Genomic DNA, 17,701 nt, shown 5'->3' on the forward strand with positions numbered 1-17,701 from the left:
CATGGAGAAGTTCACCACCCACACCGGCGTCGCCGCCCCGCTGCGCCGTTCCGCGGTCGACACCGACCAGATCATCCCGGCCGTCTACCTCAAGCGGGTGACGAAGACCGGCTTCGACGATGCGCTGTTCGCGAACTGGCGTCAGGAACCCGACTTCGTCCTCAACCAGCCCGCGTATGCATCCGCGTCGATCCTCGTCGCCGGGCCCGATTTCGGAACCGGGTCCAGCCGTGAGCACGCGGTCTGGGCGCTGCGCGACTACGGCTTCAAGGTCGTGCTCAGCACCAAGTTCGCGGACATCTTCCGGGGCAACTCCGGCAAGCAGGGACTGGTGACCGGGGTGATCACCGACACCGAGCTCGAGGCCTTCTGGGACGCGATGGCGGCCGAGCCCGGAGCCGAGATGACTGTCGACCTCGAAGCGCGAACCGCCGTACTCGGCAACCTCGAAGCTCGATTCGAGATCGACGATTACACTAGGTGGCGGCTTCTCGAGGGGCTCGATGACATCGGGCTCACCCTGCGGAACGAACACAAGATCGCAGAATTCGAGGCTCGCCGCGAGGCGTGGCGGCCACGGACGACACCCGTCCGTTGAGCCCGGACCCTTCCCACCGGAAGGGTCGGCGACAAGCGCCCCTCGAACACGCGAATGAGGTTCACCGGATGAAGACACTTCTCGACGACTCGGCCGAGCCCACGTCAGGAGAGAAGCAGATGACCGGAGAAACCCTGCGGATCACGGGCGGTCGGCCGCTGCGCGGCCGCGTCGAGGTGAAGGGTGCGAAGAACCTCGCCACGAAGGCGATGGTGGCCTCGCTGCTCGGCGAGACGACGAGCGTTCTTCGCGATGTTCCCGACATCAGCGACGTGCAGGTGGTCCGGTCCCTCCTCGAAGTGCACGGCGTGACCGTGGCGGAGGGGCCGGAGCCCGGCAGTTACACCTTCGACCCGCGAGGCGCTGTGGCGGCCCACTTCGAGGAGATCGACGCGCACGCGGGTGCCTCCCGCATCCCGATCCTGTTCTGCGGTCCGCTGCTGCACCTGCTGGGCGAGGCCCTGATCCCCGACCTGGGCGGATGCCGCATCGGAGATCGCCCGATCAACTTCCACATGGACGCGCTGCGAGCGTTCGGCGCGGTTGTCGACAAGAGCTACGAGGGCATCCGCATCACGGCACCCGACGGCCTCCACGGTGCGTCGATCGAGCTTCCCTACCCGAGCGTCGGCGCCACCGAGCAGGTCCTGCTGACCGCCGTGCGCGCGAAGGGCACGACGGAGCTGCGCAACGCCGCCATCGAGCCCGAGATCATGGACCTGATCGCGGTGCTGCAGAAGATGGGCGCGATCATCTCGTACGAGCCGAACCGTGTGATCCTCATCGAGGGCGTCGATTCGCTGCGCGGCTACGACCACCGCTGCATCTTCGATCGCAACGAGGCTGCTTCGTGGGCCTGCGCGGCGCTGGCCACCGACGGCGAGATCTTCGTCGACGGCGCCAAGCAGCAGGAGATGCTCACCTTCCTCAACGTCTTCCGCAAGGCCGGGGGCTGGTTCGACGTCCACGAGGACGGCATCCTCTTCCGGCGAGACGGATCGCTGAAACCCGTCATGGTCGAGACCGACGTGCACCCCGGCTTCATGACCGACTGGCAGCAGCCGCTGATCGTCGCGCTCACCCAGGCGGACGGACGCTCGATCGTGCACGAGACGGTGTACGAGAACCGTCTCGGATTCACCGCCGCCCTCAACCAGATGGGCGCCGACATCGTCGTGCACCCCGACGGCCTGGACACCCCGGAGCGCCGCGTGCCGCGTCGCGCGCTGGAGCAGGCGGCCGTCATCAACGGACCCACGCCGCTGCGCGGGGCGGATGTCGTCGTGCCCGACCTCCGCGGAGGGTACAGCTACCTCATCGCCGCGCTCGCCGCCGAGGGCGAGTCGATCGTGCGGAACGTCGACATCCTGCGCCGCGGCTACGAGAAGCTGTTCGCAAAGCTCGACGCCCTGGGCGCCGAATTCGACATCATCGGATGACCCGGTGACGTCGCCTCGCCCGCGCGCCTCGACGGAGAAGACGCGCCCCAGCATGTTCTGGCCGCTCGCCGCGATCATCGTGCCGCTGACCGGACTCCTCGCCAAGATCGAGGTCATCGACGGTCACAAGCTTCCGCGCGAGGGTGCTTACGTGCTGGCGCCGAATCACAACAGCGAGTTCGATCCGATCATCGTCGCCGTCGCGACGTGGCGCATGGGCCGCGCACCGCGCTTTCTCGCGAAGGAGAGCCTGTTCCGCGTGCCGGTGCTCGGCTGGGCTCTGCGGACGACGGGCATGGTGCCGGTCGCACGCTCCGCCTCCGCGTCATCGTCGCGTGCGACTCTCGAGGCGTCCACCGAGATCGTCGCCAACGGCCGCGGCGTGATCGTCTACCCGGAGGGATCCCTCACCCGCGACCCCGACCTGTGGCCGATGCGCGGCAAGACCGGAGCGGTGCGGCTGGCCCTGGCCGGCGGCATCCCCGTCATCCCCGTGGCGCAGTGGGGGACTCAGCAGATCCTGCCGCGCTACGGGAAGCTCAAGCTCTGGCCGCTGCGCCGTCGGGTCCGGGTGGTCGTCGGCGATCCCGTCGATCTGACGGCCTACGCCGCGCGCGACGGGCAGGCGGCCGCCCTCATCCCCGCGACCGACGTGGTGATGGGCGAGATCTCCCGCCTGCTGGCGACCCTCCGCGACGAGCCCGCACCCGCCGAGCGGTGGGACCCGAGTGCCCACGGGCAGAAGGAGACCGGACGCCTTGAGTCGTAAGCACGAGGCGACCTTGCCGCGCGTGGCGGTCATCGGCGCCGGGAGCTGGGGAACGACCTTCGGCAAGATCCTCGCCGACGGCGGCGCGCACGTGACCATGTGGGCTCGTCGCCCGGAGCTCGCCCACGAGATCGACGAAGCCAAGCGGAACAGCCAGTACCTCGCCGGCATCAACCTTCCCCGCGAGATGAGCGCGACCGCCCACCTGTCGGAGGCGGTCGAGGGAGCCGAACAGATCTATCTGTCGATCCCGAGCCAGTCGGCTCGGCAGAACCTCAAGGCTCTGCGTCCGCTCGTGGCGGCGACCGATGTTCCGATCGTGTCGCTCATGAAGGGCGTCGAGCGGCGCAGCGGCCTGCGGATGAGTCAGGTCATCGAGCAGGAGCTGGTGTGCGATCCGGCGCGGATCGCCGTGGCGTCGGGACCGAACCTCGCTCTCGAGATCGCCCGCGAGCAGCCGACGGCCGCGGTGATCTCCTCGCTCAGCCAGGACACCGCCGACGCCGTCGCGCGCCGTGCCAGGAATCGGTACTTCCGAAGTTTCGTGAACACCGATGTCATCGGAACCGAGTTCGGTGGCGTGCTGAAGAATCTCATCGCGGTCGCGATCGGGATCGTCGACGGCGTGGGATACGGCGAGAACACCAAGGCGTCGATCATCACCCGCGGTCTGGTCGAGATGACCGACTTCGCGGTCGCGCAGGGCGCGCAGCCCGAGACCCTCCAGGGCCTGGCAGGCCTCGGCGACCTGATCGCCACCTGCCAGTCGCCCCTGAGTCGGAACAACACCGCCGGGCGGCTGCTCGGACAGGGTTACAGCTTTCAGGACGTGGTCAAGCAGATGGAGCAGACCGCCGAAGGCCTGGCGTCGGTGGCTCCGGTGCTCCAGCTGGCCCGTGAGGCCGGTGTGCAGATGCCCATCGTCGAGCAGGTCAAGCGCGTGCTGGATGGCACGATGGACCCGCGCGAGATCGCGCCGCACCTGACGACCGACGACGACGACCCCCAGGGGGAGAGGACGCAGAATGGACAAGCGGGCGGTGGCGGTGCTCTTTGGAGGTCGCTCCAGCGAGCACTCGATCAGCTCCGCGACGGCGGGCGGCGTCCTCCGCGCGATTGACCGGGACCGCTTCGACGTCATCCCGATCGGGATCACCCGTTCCGGCGCCTACGTGCTCGAGGACGACGACCCCGAGAAGTTCGCCCTCGACCCGAGCCGCATGCCCGAGGTCGTCGACAACGGCACACGCATCGTCTGGCCGGATTCCGCCGAGACCCGTGAACTGCGGGTGCGGGATGCCGCGGGCGAGCGTTCGCTCGGCCGAATCGACGTCGTGCTGCCGATCCTCCACGGGCGATTCGGGGAGGACGGGACGGTGCAGGGGTTCCTCGAGCTCCTCGGCATCCCCTACGCGGGCGCCGGGGTGCTGATGTCGGCGATCGGCATGGACAAGCACACGACCAAGAGCGTGCTGAAAGCGGCGGGCGTGCCCGTCGTTCCATGGGTGACGGTGACCCGCGCCGATCTCGACCGAGACCGCGCGCAGATCGAGCATCGCGTGCGTGCCCTCGACCTCCCCGTGTTCGTCAAGCCGGCGCGCGCCGGATCGAGCGTCGGGGTGACCAAGGTGGCGGACCTGTCTGACCTGGACGCCGCGTTCGAAACCGCCTTCGCCGAAGACGACACGGTGCTCGTGGAGAAAGCCGTGACGGGTCGCGAGATCGAGTGCGGCGTGCTGCCCGGGCGCGACGGCGGTCTGCCGCGCGTGAGCCTGCCCGGGGAGATCGTGATCACGGGACGCGAGTTCTACGATTTCGAGGCCAAGTACCTCGGCGCGCCCGGGGTCGAACTGGTGTGTCCGGCCCAGCTGCGCGACGGCGAGATGGCCGAGATGCAGCGCGTCGCGGCCCGCGCCTTCGAGGCCGTGGGCGGCGAGGGTCTCGCTCGCGTCGACTTCTTCTTCACCGGCACCGACTTCTTCGTCAACGAGGTGAACACGATGCCCGGCTTCACCCCGATCTCGATGTTCCCCGCCTGCTGGATCGCGACCGGCATGACCTACACCGAGCTGATCTCCGAACTGATCGACGGCGCGCGCGAGCGCTGAGCCGACCGCTCAGGGCAGCAGCGTGTCGGTGGTCGTGCAGTAGCTCTCGGCCGGCAGCTGCTCCACGAGGGGACCGAGGGAACCGAGCACTTCGTTGGGGGAGACCGTCTCGTTGTCGACGAAGACCTCCACCGCCGGCGTGCGCCCGTAGCTCGTGATCAGGTAGGTCGGGGCCTGCGAATCGTCGACGATCCAGTCGACGCCGCCGATGGTGATGCACTGCGCCTCTGTGGGCCCGGGAGGGGTGACCCCGCACGTGAGCAGCACCGCGGCGGGGTCTCCCCACGCTCCCGTCGACTGGGCGTCGGTCCACCGCCGATCCTGACCGTCGAGCGCGTCGGGAAGGCGCACGATCACGTCGGCGCAGAGAGGGTCGTTGGCGTCGGCGGCGGGGTCGAGGGCGACCGTCGACGAGCAGCCGGCCAAGAGGGCGACAGCGAGTGAGACGCCCACCGTTCCGCTGGCGATGCGGCGCGACGGACCACGGGAGGTGAGCACCCGTCCACGCTACCCGGCGATCCTGCGAGCCGCCCGCCGATAGCGTGGAGTCATGACCGACAGCCGCACCGTGGGACAGCTGGGCGAGATGCAGGTGCTCGCGCGCATCCTCGACCACCTCGGGACCTCCGCGGCGGAAGTGGGCCCGGGGGATGACGCCGCGGTGCTCCCGCTCGCGGACCACCGGGTCGTGGCGACGACCGACACGCTCGTGCACGGGCCGGACTTCCGTCTGGCCTGGTCCAGCGGCTTCGACCTCGGGTGGAAGGCCGCGGCGGTGAACCTGGCCGACGTGGCGGCCATGGGTGCACGCCCCGTCGCGCTGCTGGTCGCGCTCGCGATGCCCGACGACACGTCGATGGACACCGTCGCCTCCCTCGCCGACGGTCTGCGGGCCGCGTGCGAGACCCTGGCGCCCGGCAGCCGCGTGGAAGGCGGCGACCTCACCGCGTCCGACACCCTGACGATCGCCGTCACCGCGCTCGGCACCCTCGAGGGTCGGGAACCGGTGCGGCGCAGCGGGGCGCACGCGGGCGACGTCGTCGCCGTCGCGGGGGAGATCGGCCCTGCTGCGCGCGGCCTCGGGCTGCTGTTCCAGCGATTCCGCGACCGAGACGGCACGCCGGTCGCTGTCGACGAGAGCGTGCTCGACGCGGCGGAGCGTTTCGATCTGTCCCGTCAGCTCCGTCCGGTGCCGCCCATCGCGGCCGGTCCCGCAGCCGCCCGCGCGGGGGCGACGGCCATGATGGACGTGTCGGACGGGCTCGTGCTGGACGCGACACGCCTCGCGTCCGCCTCGGGGGTGACGATCGATCTGCGCTCGTCGGCGATCGGCGGGGAATCGGCGCTGTCCGGCGGCGAGGACCACGCGCTGCTGGCCACCTTCCCGCCGCAGGCCTCACGTCCGGAGGGCTTCCGCGTCGTCGGGAGGGTGGTCCCCGCGGGAGGCGACGCCGTGCTCATCGACGGGCAGGCTCCGCGAGGTCGTGGCGGCTGGGACCCCTACGCCGACTGGGACGCAGGCCGGGGCTGATCCGATTCCCCAGCGGGCTCCGGCCGCGCCCACCAGATCGTCGTGTCGCCGTGGCGTCGGGATCGCTGCCAGCGGAGTCCCGGCGGAAGGGTCGGCTCGCCCGAGCGTGTGGCGCGCTCTATCACGACGTCCGCGTCGGCGGAGAGCACTCCGGCCACGAGCGCGAGGGTCTCGGTCAGCTCCGCGTCGGCGAGGTCGTACGGCGGATCGAGGAACACGAGGTCGAACCGATGAGACGTGCCGCGGAGGAACGCGTCGCTGCTGGACCGGTGCACCAGCGCCGTCACGCCGTCCATGGCCTTGGCCACTCGTCGGGCGTTCCGCGTGGCGACGGCGGCCGCCTTCGGTGCCTTCTCGACGAGGTCTGCCGACGTGGCGCCGCGGGAGAGGCATTCCAGGCCGAGCGCCCCGGAGCCGGCGTACAGGTCCAGGACAGCGGATCCGGCGATCGCCCCGGCGGACTCGAGCGCCCCGATCACGGATTCGCGCACGCGCTCCGAAGTCGGTCGCGTGCCGGCGTCGGGGACCTCGAGGGGGATCGAGCCGGCGCCTCCGGCGATGATGCGGGTCACCGCTCCACCCTACAAAGCCGGGGGCGTCGGTGGCGGTGCCTAGACTTTCTGCCATGCCCACCCTCGACTCCCGCCTCGACGGTGTCGTCGGCACGGCGGCCAAGACGCTGGAGCGCGCGTTCGGGATGAGGACCGTGGGCGATCTGCTCGGCCACTATCCTCGTCGCTACGCCCGTCGGGGCGAGCTGACGCCCATCCTCACACTGCCCGTTGGAGAGACGGTCACCATCGTGGCCGAGGTGCGCCGCGTCGGCGAACGGCGCATGCGCAACCGCAGCGGGAGCATCCTCGAGGTCGTGATCGGCGACGGCACCGGCGAGATGTCGCTGACGTTCTTCAATCAGTCCTGGCGCATGAAGGACCTCCGGCCGGGGCGTCGCGGCACCTTCTCGGGAAAGGTGGGGGAGTACCGCGGGTCGGTGCAGTTGACGCATCCCGCCTACGAACTCTTCGATGACATCGACACCGCTCTCATGTCGGCCGAAGCGTGGGCGAAGCTTCCGATCCCGATCTATCCGGCGACGAGCACGCTGACGAGCTGGCAGATCACCAAGCTCGTCCACCACGCGCTCGACGTGCTCGACCCCGTGCCCGACCCGCTGCCCGACAGGCTTCGCGAGGCTGCGCGTCTGCTTCCGCTGGGCACCGCCATCGAACGCATCCACCGTCCGGACTTCGACGAGCAGATCGAACCAGCCCGACAGACGCTCCGCATGCACGAGGCCTTCGTGCTGCAGGCGGCGCTGCTGCAGCAGCGTCACTTCGTGCGGGCGATGTCGGCGACCGCCCGGACACCGGGCGCGCTGCTGGCCGACTTCGATGCGCGACTGCCGTTCGAGCTCACCGAGGATCAGGTCGAGGTCGGTGCGCGCATCGGCGCGGACCTCGCCGGGGCCTGGCCGATGAACCGTCTCGTGCAGGGCGAGGTCGGCTCGGGGAAGACGCTGGTGGCGCTCCGAGCGATGCTCCAGGTCGCCGAGAGCGGGGGGCAGTCCGCCCTCATCGCGCCGACCGAGGTCCTCGCCGCTCAGCATCTTCGCTCGATCACCAGGATGCTCGGCCCCGAACTCGCTCCGCGGATCATGCCGACGCTGCTCACCGGGCAGCTCTCGGCAGCGGAACGACGCCGCGCAGCCCTGCGCGTCGCGTCGGGTCAGTCGCTCGTCGTCGTCGGCACGCACGCCCTCCTGAGCGAGAGCACGACCTTCGCCGACCTCGGGCTCGTCGTCGTCGACGAGCAGCACCGGTTCGGAGTCGACCAGCGCGAATCGTTGCGGGCGAAGGGAACCTCCCCGCACGCGCTGGTCCTCACGGCCACACCCATCCCCCGCACCGTCGCGATGACGGTGTTCGGCGACCTCGACGTCTCCACGATCCGCTCGATGCCGGCCGGTCGAGCAGGCATCGAGACGCACGTGGCCCCGGTCGCCGAGCGACCGGCCTGGTTCGCTCGCGTGTGGGACCGCATCGCCGAAGAGGTGTCGCAGGGACGCCAGGCGTTCGTCGTGTGCCCGGCGATCGACGCCGACGGCCGCGGAGGAGCCGTGCGCGACGGCGCCGACGACCCCGCCGCCGACCCCGTCGCTGACGCCGTTGCGGCGGGCACGGGCCCGGCGCGCACGCGGTGGGGCGTCGTGCAGGTCGCCGAGCTGCTGGCGGGGCACCCGGCCTTCGCGGCGCTGCGCGTCGAGACGCTGCACGGCAAGATGCCCGCCGAGCACAAGGACGCCGTGATGCAGGCCTTCGCCCGCGGCGAGGTCGACGTGCTCGTGGCCACGACCGTCGTCGAGGTCGGCGTCGATGTGCCCAACGCCTCGACGATGGTCATCCTCGAGGCCGATCGATTCGGTGTGTCGCAGCTCCACCAGCTGCGGGGGCGTGTCGGCCGCGGCGGCGTGCCGGGCCTGTGCCTGCTCGTGACGGAGGCCGAGCGAGGCAGTCCCGCGCGCGACCGGGTCGATGCGGTGGCGCGCACCCTCGACGGATTCGCCCTCGCCGAGGTGGACCTCGAGCTGCGGGGCGAGGGAGATGTGCTCGGTGACGCGCAGTCGGGGGCGCGCACATCGCTGCGACTGCTCCGGGTCGTCACCGACGCCGACATGATCGCCCACGCGCGCGCCGCGGCCGAGGAGGTGCTCGCCGCCGATCCGGCCCTGGAAGGACACCCCGCGCTGGAGGCGGCCCTCGCGCGGAGGGTGGGGATGGCGGAACGAGCAGCCCTCGCCAAGAACTGAGCACGGCCGCGCCGCTAGGCTGGCTGCATGAGCAGCCGTGTCGCCGTGGTCCCGGGATCCTTCGACCCGCCGACCCTGGGCCACCTCGACGTCATCCGTCGCGCCGCGGGTCTGTACGACCGGCTGCACGTACTGGTCGTGCACAATCCGGACAAGGAGGCGATGCTTCCGATCGCGCAGCGCCTGTCGCTGCTGGAGGAATCCATCGCCGAGGGCGACGTCGACGGCGACGTCGTCGTTGCGGCCTGGAGCGTCGGTCTGCTCGTCGACTACGCGGTGGAGGTCGGAGCGGGCGTGCTCGTGAAGGGCATCCGCTCACAGGTGGACGTCGCATACGAGACCCCCATGGCCATCGTGAACCGGCACCTCGCCGAGATCGAGACGGTGTTCCTGCTGCCCGACCCCGCCCACGCCATGGTGTCGAGCTCCCTGGTCCGGCAGGTGTCGGCTCTCGGCGGCGACGTGTCGCCGTTCGTGCCTGCGCCGGTTGCGCGCTTCCTCGACACGGGGGCCCGCGGGATCTGACGGGATGCTCCGACCGGCCCGCCTCCCGCTTCGCACGGGTAGCATTGTCGACCGTGGTCAAGCACAGTCAGGGACCGTTCGTCCTCCCCGTCCGCGACATCACCCACCGCCCGGGTGAGATGCGCGAGTTCGAGATCGAGGTGACTGCTCCCGAGAAGTGGGGCGAGGGCCTCGTCTCGGTTCCGCAGGGTGAGCCGATCACCGTCGACGTGCGTCTGGAGTCGGTTCACGAGGGCATTCTCGTCTCCGCGGACATCGACACCGACTACCGAGGCGTCTGCGGTCGGTGCCTCACCGATGTGTCGGAACCGGTCGAAGTCGAGTTTCAGGAGCTTTTCGCGTATCCTGGATCGGAACAAACTGACTTCGAGGTTCACGACGACCACGTGGATCTTGAACCTCCGGTCAGGGAAGCGATCGTCTTGTCGCTTCCGTTCCAGCCGGTGTGTCAGCCGGACTGTCCCGGGCTCGACCCCGTGACGGGCGAGAGGCTGACGGGGCGCACGGTTCAGGAGCAGCCCGCTCCGATCGATCCGCGCTGGGCCGCGCTGCAGGACTACACCACAGACCACGACGACACCTCGCGCCCGTGAGGGCGGGCAGGTCGCCGAGAACACAGAAGAGAGTCAGCCATGGCAGGTAACCCCCCGAAGCGGAAGGTCTCCCGTTCCAACACGCGCTCACGCCGCGCGCAGTGGAAGGCCGAGGCCCCCACGCTCGTCAAGACCGTCGAGAACGGCAAGACCGTCTACAGCCGTCCGCACCAGGCGAAGGTCGTCACCGACTCGCAGGGCACGGAGCTGTTCCTGGAGTACAAGGGCCGCAAGGTCGCCGACGTCTGATCGGCCGTCGCGGCTGATCATGGCGCAGCGTGGCACGCGGGCGACGGCGTCCGACGCGTCCCTTCTCGACAAGCTCGGGGTCGATATCGACCCCGAGCTTCTGTCGCTTGCGCTCACGCACCGTTCGTGGGCGTATGAGAACGGCCAAGGACCGCACAACGAACGTCTCGAGTTCCTCGGCGACAGTGTGCTCGGCCAAGCCGTCACCGTGCGGCTGTACACCCGGCATCCTGAGCTCGACGAGGGCTCGCTGGCCAAGCGTCGTGCGAGCGTGGTGTCCACCGTCGCGCTGGCCGAGGTCGCGCGCGGCATCCGGCTCGGAGAGCATTTGCGTCTTGGGGTCGGCGAAGACCGCACGGGCGGGCGGGACAAGGACTCGATCCTCGCCGACACCATGGAGGCCGTGATCGGCGCGACCTATCTGTCGACGGGTCCGGACGCGGCGACCTCCCTCGTCCTGCGGCTTGTCGAGCCGCTGCTCGCGGATCCCGAGCGCTACGGCGTCGCGATGGATCCCAAGACGGGACTCCAGGAGCTCGCCGCGAGGCTCGAGCGTCCGGCGCCGGTCTACGAGGTCGATTCCACCGGTCCCGACCACGACCGGGTGTTCACCGCCACGGTCGCCGTCGGCGATCACTCCTCGGTCGGCGTCGGGACCAGCAAGAAGCAGGCCGAGATGGCCGCGGCGCTCACCGCGTGGCACGAACTCAGCGCGCGTGCCTGAGCTGCCCGAGGTCGAGGTCGTCCGTGCGGGCCTCGCCCCCGCCGTCAGCGGCGCCCGGGTGACCGCCGTGACGGTGCTCGATGACCGGGCACTCACACGGCACCCCGGCACCGCGGCCGACTTCGAGGCGCGACTGACGGGGCGGACGATGCAGGCGGCCGCGCGCCGCGGCAAGTTCCTGTGGCTCCCGCTCCTGCCGGAAGCGCCGGAGGAATCGGTCGGCGTCGTGGCGCACCTCGGCATGAGCGGTCAGCTGCTCCTTCGTCCCGCCGGTTCGCCCCCCGAGCGTCACGAACGCATTCGCCTCGACGTGCAGCACCCCGAGCACGGCGAGCTCGCCGTCGTGTTCGCCGATCAGCGCACCTTCGGCTCGCTCGCCTGGGACGCCCTCGTGCCGACACCGGACGCCGCGGCCGGGGGCGCCGGCTGGCCGGCCGCGACCGTTCCGACGCAGGTCGTTCACATCGCCCGCGACCCCCTCGACCCCGCGTTCGCCGAGGCGGACTTCCGGAAGGCGCTGGGTCGCAAGGGCTCCGCGATCAAGCGCGTGCTGCTGGATCAGACCGTCGTGAGCGGCATCGGGAACATCTATGCCGACGAGTCCCTGTGGGCTGCTCGCATCCATCCCGAGACGCCGGCGTCCGCGTTGGCCACTCGAGCCGTGCGGCGCCTGCTCTCCGAGGTTCGCGCGGTGCTGCACAAGGCCCTCGCCGAGGGTGGGACGAGTTTCGACGCGCAGTACGTCAACGTCAACGGGCAGGCGGGCTACTTCGCCCATTCGCTGAACGTCTACGGGCGCACCGGGCAGGCCTGTCCGCGCTGCGGGCATCCGGTCGTGCGGGTGTCGTTCACCAACCGCAGCAGCCACTTCTGCGCCCGGTGCCAGAAGCGCGCATCTTGAGGTTCACGTCAGCGTCTTCTTCCAGGCGCCGTCGTACAGGACGGGGACGAATCCGAGTGCCTCGTTGATGTCGAGCATCGGCCGGTTCTCCTCGGCGTTGTAGGTGAGCACGCGCGGGGAGTCCGGCGCGATCTCGCGCCACCGCAGCAGTCCGGCGCACTTGACCAGCATGCCCAGGCGGTGCCCGCGATGCGCCGCGAGCACGAGCGTGTCCTCCTGGAACGTGACCGAACCGGGAGCGGAGCCGCGCACGAGCTCGTTGAACGCGCACAGCTCACCGGTGGCGATGTGCTCTGCGGCGGTCACCAGCACGCGGTGGCCGCCGTCGAGCCACAGGGCGTCGTGCCGTTCCACGCGGGCGGCATCCCAGGCCTCTTCGTCGAAGGTCAGCGCGGCGGCGGGAACATCCGTCGACATCCGCGACTTCATCCAGGCGTACCCGGCGACGCGTTCCGCGGGAGTGGGCAGCATCCACGGCACGACCCGGTAGCCGGAGGCCGCCGCCCGGGCAGCGGTGAGCAGGCTCTGCACCCGATCCGGTGCGGCGGTGAGGTCGAAGGCGCTGCATCGCTCGATCTGCTCGAGGGTGTAGCCGTGCCGTCGATAGAAGCGCGCGGCGTGATCGAGGGGGATGCTGCCGAACCCCGTCGGCGGTGCAAGACGTTCGCCCGGAGCGTCGGGGTGGTCCGCCCATGATTGCAGCACCGTGCGACCGTGTTCGCGCGCCGTGCTCTCGACGAGACGGTGAGCGGCCGAGCCGATGCCTCGCCCCCACGACGCCCGGATGAGTTCGATGGTCCAGAAGGCCACCGTCGACCCGGCTTCGAGAGGGATGTCCACGCCGACCCGGCCGATCGCGCGTCCGTCGTCGTCGGTCACGAGCCACAGGTGCCGGATCTCATACGCGTCCGGGCGGTAGTGCGGCAACAGCTCCGCAACGGTGCGGGTGTGGTCGTCGGTCCCGGACACCTCCCGGGAGACGGTGTTGCGTGCCGCCACGGTGGCGACGAAGTCCGCCGCGTCGGGATCCGCCGGTGATCGGGGGATCCCGACGCGGCGGAACGAGCCGCCATGGAAGGGGACGACCTCGGGGGTCGTGTCGGACATGATCGCTTCTTCCATCGGGTGGTCACAGGCGTGGAACGCGCAGCAGGTAGACGCGTTCGGCCCGTCTCTCGCGTTCGGCGCGTTCGCGGCGTGCGGCGTCGCGTCGAGACAGCTGTGCAGGGTCATCGGCGACGTCGAGGCGCCGAGCGCTCCGGAGGAGCAGCCACAGGCCGAGACGCAGTTCGAGGCGATCGACGGCGGACAGGCGGTGATCGCTCACCGCGGCGGACAGGGTTTCCCGCTCGTGCGAAGTCACGAAGGGTGCGAGTGTGTTCACGGAAGTGCACTTTCGAGTGAGGACGCGCGAGTGGCGCAGAATCATCGAGCGGCGGGGAGCCTCGCAATCGGGGTGAAGCGAGGTCGAGCCGGGGGTGCCGAAGCGGCGCGCACGGACGGCGCGGGGTGCGGGTGAGGCGGCGGTCAGGCGACGACGCGCGTGACGACGTCGCGGAATCCGGCCACCGGAGCGAGACCACGGTGCGGGGAGCGGATCCCGGTACGGGTGATCGGCGCGAAAGGCGCAAGCATCTGAATCATCGGTGACCTCCTTTCCGGCTGAGACGCGATCTGGACACTAGCGCGGCGGATCCAAGACGTCAAGGGTCTTTTCGGTTTCGGTGGACGACGGGCGTGTCGGATGCGATCGATGACCGTCTGTCGCGCCGACGTCGCGGCGTGTCTCGGGTAGCGTGTATCGGTGATCCAGACAGGCCGGAGGACGCATCCATGCACCTGAAGAGCGTGACGCTCAAAGGGTTCAAGTCGTTCGCCCAGCCGACGACCTTCGAACTCGAGACAGGGGTCACGTGCATCGTCGGGCCGAACGGATCCGGCAAGTCCAATGTCGTCGACGCGCTCGCGTGGGTGATGGGGGAGCAGGGTGCGAAGACGCTGCGCGGCGGCAAGATGGAGGATGTCATCTTCGCCGGAACGGCCACGCGCGGTCCGCTCGGACGTGCCGAGGTGCAGCTGACCATCGACAACGGCGACGGTGCCCTGCCGATCGAGTACGCCGAGGTGAGCATCCGCCGCACCCTGTTCCGCAACGGATCGAGTGAGTACGCGATCAACGGCGAGTCGTGTCGGCTCCTCGACGTGCAGGAGCTGCTGAGCGATTCGGGGCTCGGTCGCGAGATGCACGTCATCGTCGGTCAGGGCCGGCTCGACGCCGTGCTGCAGGCCTCTCCCGAAGACCGCCGCGGCTTCATCGAAGAAGCAGCAGGCATCCTCAAGCACCGGCGCCGCAAAGAGAAGACGCTGCGCAAGCTCGAGGCGATGGAGGCGAACCTCACGCGCCTCAGCGACCTGGCCGGCGAGCTGCGCCGACAGCTCAAGCCGCTCGGCCGGCAGGCCGAGGTCGCCAGAGAGGCGCAATCGATCGCCGCGATCGTGCGCGACGCGAAGGCGCGGCTGCTCGCCGACGACCTCGTCGCCCTGCGAACCGAGCTCGACGCGTTCGCCCGCACCGAGCAGGAGCGGCACACCGAGCGCGGAGCACTGCAGGAGCAGCTCGACGTCGTGCGGGGCCGCATCGCGCATCTCGAAGCCGAACAGCGTTCGGAAGCCGTCGACGAGGCGCGGCGCGTCGCCCACGGCCTAGAGCGTGTTCAGGAGCGCCTCCGGTCGCTCTACGCCCTCGCCGGGCAGCGCCTGTCGCTGCTGGCGGAACCGGAGCAGAGCGACATCGTCGAGGGCGCGACGGTGACCCAGGCGGCGATCGACGAGGCTCGAGCCGAGATCGACGACATCGCCGCGGGCCTCGGCGACGCGCAGGACGCCGCCGAATCGGCGGGGCGCGACGTCATCCGTGCCCGCGCCGAGCTCGACGCTCTCGATGTCGACATCGCCGAGCAGAGCTCACTCGTCTCGGCGCACGACATGAAGATCACCGCGATGCGCGGAACGGCCGAAGCAGCGGATTCCGCCCTGACAGCGGTGCGCACTGCGGTCGACCGCCAGCAGAAAGCGCTCGATGCGGCACTGACCCGACGTGCCGAGGCCGAGGCGGAACTCGACGAGATCGACGTCGGCTCGGCGCCGCAGAGCGCCGTCGACGAGAACACCGCCGCCTACGAGCGCGCTCAGCGCACCGCCGGCGACCTCGAGACCGAGGTCTCGGAGCTGCGCGACAGACTGCACGCCGCCGAGCGCGAGGGCGAGGCCCTCAGCGCGCAGACCGCGGCCCTCTCCCGTGCGCTCGACGTGCGCAATGCGGCGTCGGAGCTCCTCGCCGAAGGCGCTGCCGGGCTTGTCGGCCTCGTGGGGGACGCGGTGCAGGTGACGCCGGGATACGAGGCCGCGATCGCCGCCGTGCTCGGCCCCCTCGCCGAGGGTGTTCTCGCCCAGGACCGCGGCGCCGCTTTCGACCTCGCGTCGACCCTGCGCGGTCGTGATCTCGGTGTCGTGGACATCGTCATCGCCGACGTCCGGGTCGGCGGCAGCGACCTGCCGGAGATCCCCGGCGCGCGTCCCGCTCACGAGGTGGTGACGGCGCCGGCCGGCATTCAGGACATGCTCGCGCGTGTGCTGATCGCGGACGACCTCGACGCCGTGCGCGCCGTCGCCGACACTCTCGACGCGCAGCCCGCCGCGCCGCTGACGGTGGTCACGCGAGACGGCGAGGTCTTCACCGGACCGACGGTGCGTGCCGGCTCCGGTCAGGGGCGATCGCGCCTCGAGCTCGCCGCTGAACGCGACGGCGCCGCGGATCGACGAGCCGAGATCCTGGTCGTCGCCGACTCGCTGCGCGAGGCGCTCGGCGAACGATCCGCACAGCTCGATCGCGCCCGCGCCGAGACGAAGGCGAGCCTGTCCGCGCTCCGCGAGCACGACGCCGCGCTCGCGGCCCACGCCGAGCGCGTCAATCGCGCGACGGTGCGCCAGGAGTCGGCCTCTGCGGAGTGCGAGCGGCTCACAGCCGGACTTCGTCAGGCTCAGGCTGCCGTGGAAGAGGCCGAGGCGGCGGCCCGGTCCGCACAGGAGCAGCTGACCCACGCGCTGGAGCTTCCCCGGCCCATTCTCGACGTCTCCGCGCGCGACGGCCTTCTCCTCGCGCTCGAAGAGGCCCGCGACGCCGAGATGCGCGCGCGGCTCGACGTCGAGACGCTGCGCGAGCGCGTGCGAGCCGGTCAGGCACGGGTGCAGCAACTGGAGAGACAGCGTGAGCGCGAGCGAGCGGCCGCGGAGGAGGCCGCGCGGCGCGCCGTCATCCGCCGTGCGCAGCGCGAGACCGCGCAGGGGATCTCGGCCGCGCTGCCCGCGGTGCTCGACTCCGTCGACCGCTCGCTCAGCCAGGCGCGTGTCGAACTGGCCGCGGCCGAGTCCGCGCGCACGGCGCTGACGGCGGAGCTCGCCGACCTCCGCCGATCCGAAGCCTCGACGCGGGAGCGGCTCGCCGGGCTCACCGAGAGCGTGCACGGGCTGGAATTGACGATTCACGAGAAGAAGCTGCACGTGTCGAGCCTGCTGGAGCGGGTCTCGAACGAGTTGGGTCTCGGCGAAGACGTCCTGGTCGCGGAATACGGCCCGGATCAGCCCTTTCCTAGCGGCCTACACCTCTCATCGGGCAGTCTCGCCGCCACAGGCGAGCAATCTGACGGTACGACGGACGATGATATGCCGACGGTCGCATACGACCGGACGGCCCAACGGAAGCGGCTTCAGGAGGCCGAGCGCAAGCTGTCGCAGCTCGGCCGGGTGAACCCGCTGGCGCTCGAGGAGTTCGCCGCCCTCGAGCAGCGTCACAAGTTCCTCGTGGATCAGCTCGACGATCTGACGCGTACCCGAAAGGATCTCGCGACCATCATCGAGGAGCTCGACGAGCGGATGCGGGCCATCTTCCTCGAGGCGTTCGAGGACACGAAGGTCGCCTTCGGCGAGGTCTTCCCGATCCTCTTCCCCGGAGGAACCGGCAGCATCTCGCTCACCGACCCCGAGTCGCCGTTGACGACCGGGATCGAGGTCTCCGTGCGTCCGGTCGGCAAGAAGATCGAGCGGCTGTCGCTGCTGTCCGGGGGAGAGCGCTCACTCGCCGCCGTCGCGCTGCTGACGGCGATCTTCAAGGCGCGGCCGAGCCCCTTCTACATCCTCGACGAGGTCGAGGCTGCCCTCGACGACGCGAACCTCGGCCGGCTGCTCGGCGTGTTCGAACAGCTTCGCGAGAGCAGCCAGCTCATCGTCATCACGCACCAGAAGCGCACGTTGGAGATCGCCGATGCGCTCTACGGCGTCTCGATGCGGCAGGACGGCGTGTCCGCCGTCGTCGGCCAGCGCGTGCGCGACCGGGAGCGCGTCACCGCCTGATCCGTGGCGGGCTCCGGTCGCGGCGGGGCGACGCCCCTAGGCTGGGGGC

At 70.3% G+C, this 17,701-nt stretch carries 17 protein-coding genes; 13 read left to right on the forward strand and 4 right to left on the reverse strand.

All coding sequences use genetic code 11. From position 1 onward, the window contains the following. Window position 1: 1 nt before the first annotated feature. From leuD to IM777_RS07330, 5 genes are all read left to right on the forward strand, one after another. Entirely contained in the window at window positions 2-598 is a 597-nt protein-coding gene (gene leuD / locus IM777_RS07310; protein ID WP_194385102.1) for a 3-isopropylmalate dehydratase small subunit, read from the forward strand. Between the two features lie 68 nt (window positions 599-666). Then, on the forward strand, window positions 667-2,037 hold the full coding sequence (gene murA / locus IM777_RS07315) for a UDP-N-acetylglucosamine 1-carboxyvinyltransferase (protein ID WP_194385103.1): 1,371 nt from the start codon (window positions 667-669) through the stop codon (window positions 2,035-2,037). Window positions 2,038-2,089: 52 nt separating this feature from the next. Further along, complete coding sequence (locus tag IM777_RS07320) at window positions 2,090-2,806, forward strand: lysophospholipid acyltransferase family protein (protein WP_194385485.1); 717 nt, start codon at window positions 2,090-2,092, stop codon at window positions 2,804-2,806. Beyond that, window positions 2,796-3,926: an NAD(P)H-dependent glycerol-3-phosphate dehydrogenase gene (locus IM777_RS07325; protein WP_194385104.1), complete on the forward strand. Its 1,131-nt coding sequence runs from the start codon at window positions 2,796-2,798 to the stop codon at window positions 3,924-3,926. The genes IM777_RS07320 and IM777_RS07325 overlap by 11 nt, the downstream gene beginning before the upstream one ends. Beyond that, window positions 3,832-4,914, forward strand: a complete 1,083-nt coding sequence (locus tag IM777_RS07330; RefSeq protein ID WP_194385105.1) for a D-alanine--D-alanine ligase family protein — start codon at window positions 3,832-3,834, stop codon at window positions 4,912-4,914. The genes IM777_RS07325 and IM777_RS07330 overlap by 95 nt, the downstream gene beginning before the upstream one ends. Window positions 4,915-4,923: 9 nt before the next feature. Here the strand turns inward: IM777_RS07330 and IM777_RS07335 are convergent, their stop codons facing one another. Beyond that, window positions 4,924-5,412, reverse strand: a complete 489-nt coding sequence (locus tag IM777_RS07335; RefSeq protein ID WP_228481004.1) for a DUF3515 family protein — start codon at window positions 5,410-5,412, stop codon at window positions 4,924-4,926. A gap of 52 nt (window positions 5,413-5,464) precedes the next feature. Between IM777_RS07335 and thiL the strand changes: the two genes are divergently transcribed. Beyond that, window positions 5,465-6,445 carry a thiamine-phosphate kinase gene (thiL, locus tag IM777_RS07340; protein ID WP_194385106.1) on the forward strand — a complete coding sequence of 327 codons (981 nt, stop codon included), beginning with the start codon at window positions 5,465-5,467 and terminating at the stop codon, window positions 6,443-6,445. On the opposite strand, the gene IM777_RS07345 is transcribed toward thiL, so the two are convergent. Beyond that, on the reverse strand, window positions 6,415-7,017 hold the full coding sequence (locus IM777_RS07345; protein ID WP_194385107.1) for an RsmD family RNA methyltransferase: 603 nt from the start codon (window positions 7,015-7,017) through the stop codon (window positions 6,415-6,417). The two genes, thiL and IM777_RS07345, sit on opposite strands and share 31 nt — an antisense overlap. 53 nt (window positions 7,018-7,070) lie before the next feature. Between IM777_RS07345 and IM777_RS07350 the strand changes: the two genes are divergently transcribed. From IM777_RS07350 to mutM, 6 genes are all read left to right on the forward strand, one after another. Then, complete coding sequence (locus IM777_RS07350) at window positions 7,071-9,251, forward strand: ATP-dependent DNA helicase RecG (protein ID WP_194385108.1); 2,181 nt, start codon at window positions 7,071-7,073, stop codon at window positions 9,249-9,251. 27 nt (window positions 9,252-9,278) lie between these two features. Next, window positions 9,279-9,776, forward strand: coding sequence for a pantetheine-phosphate adenylyltransferase (gene coaD / locus IM777_RS07355; RefSeq protein WP_071043171.1), 498 nt, complete (start codon window positions 9,279-9,281; stop codon window positions 9,774-9,776). A 119-nt stretch (window positions 9,777-9,895) separates the two neighbouring features. Continuing rightward, window positions 9,896-10,369, forward strand: coding sequence for a YceD family protein (locus tag IM777_RS07360; protein WP_194385487.1), 474 nt, complete (start codon window positions 9,896-9,898; stop codon window positions 10,367-10,369). Between the two features lie 39 nt (window positions 10,370-10,408). After that, window positions 10,409-10,618, forward strand: a complete 210-nt coding sequence (gene rpmF, locus IM777_RS07365) for a 50S ribosomal protein L32 (protein ID WP_045297913.1) — start codon at window positions 10,409-10,411, stop codon at window positions 10,616-10,618. 19 nt (window positions 10,619-10,637) lie between these two features. After that, window positions 10,638-11,342, forward strand: coding sequence for a ribonuclease III (gene rnc, locus IM777_RS07370; RefSeq protein ID WP_194385109.1), 705 nt, complete (start codon window positions 10,638-10,640; stop codon window positions 11,340-11,342). Next, window positions 11,335-12,243 carry a bifunctional DNA-formamidopyrimidine glycosylase/DNA-(apurinic or apyrimidinic site) lyase gene (mutM, locus tag IM777_RS07375; protein WP_194385110.1) on the forward strand — a complete coding sequence of 303 codons (909 nt, stop codon included), beginning with the start codon at window positions 11,335-11,337 and terminating at the stop codon, window positions 12,241-12,243. Before rnc ends, mutM begins: the two co-directional genes overlap by 8 nt. A gap of 3 nt (window positions 12,244-12,246) precedes the next feature. Here mutM and IM777_RS07380 read toward each other — a convergent pair whose 3' ends face one another. Both IM777_RS07380 and IM777_RS07385 read right to left on the reverse strand, forming a co-directional pair. Then, a complete protein-coding gene (locus tag IM777_RS07380; RefSeq protein ID WP_194385111.1) occupies window positions 12,247-13,350 on the reverse strand; it encodes a GNAT family N-acetyltransferase in 1,104 nt (367 codons plus the stop codon). A 22-nt stretch (window positions 13,351-13,372) separates the two neighbouring features. After that, the gene (locus IM777_RS07385; protein WP_194385112.1) at window positions 13,373-13,627 is read right to left on the reverse strand and encodes a hypothetical protein; all 255 of its coding nucleotides are present in this window, start codon (window positions 13,625-13,627) and stop codon (window positions 13,373-13,375) included. 449 nt (window positions 13,628-14,076) lie between these two features. Between IM777_RS07385 and smc the strand changes: the two genes are divergently transcribed. After that, the gene (gene smc / locus IM777_RS07390) at window positions 14,077-17,652 is read left to right on the forward strand and encodes a chromosome segregation protein SMC (protein ID WP_194385113.1); all 3,576 of its coding nucleotides are present in this window, start codon (window positions 14,077-14,079) and stop codon (window positions 17,650-17,652) included. Window positions 17,653-17,701: the final 49 nt, after the last annotated feature.

Source organism: Microbacterium luteum (genome assembly GCF_015277875.1).
In the GTDB taxonomy this organism is placed as follows: domain Bacteria; phylum Actinomycetota; class Actinomycetes; order Actinomycetales; family Microbacteriaceae; genus Microbacterium; species Microbacterium luteum.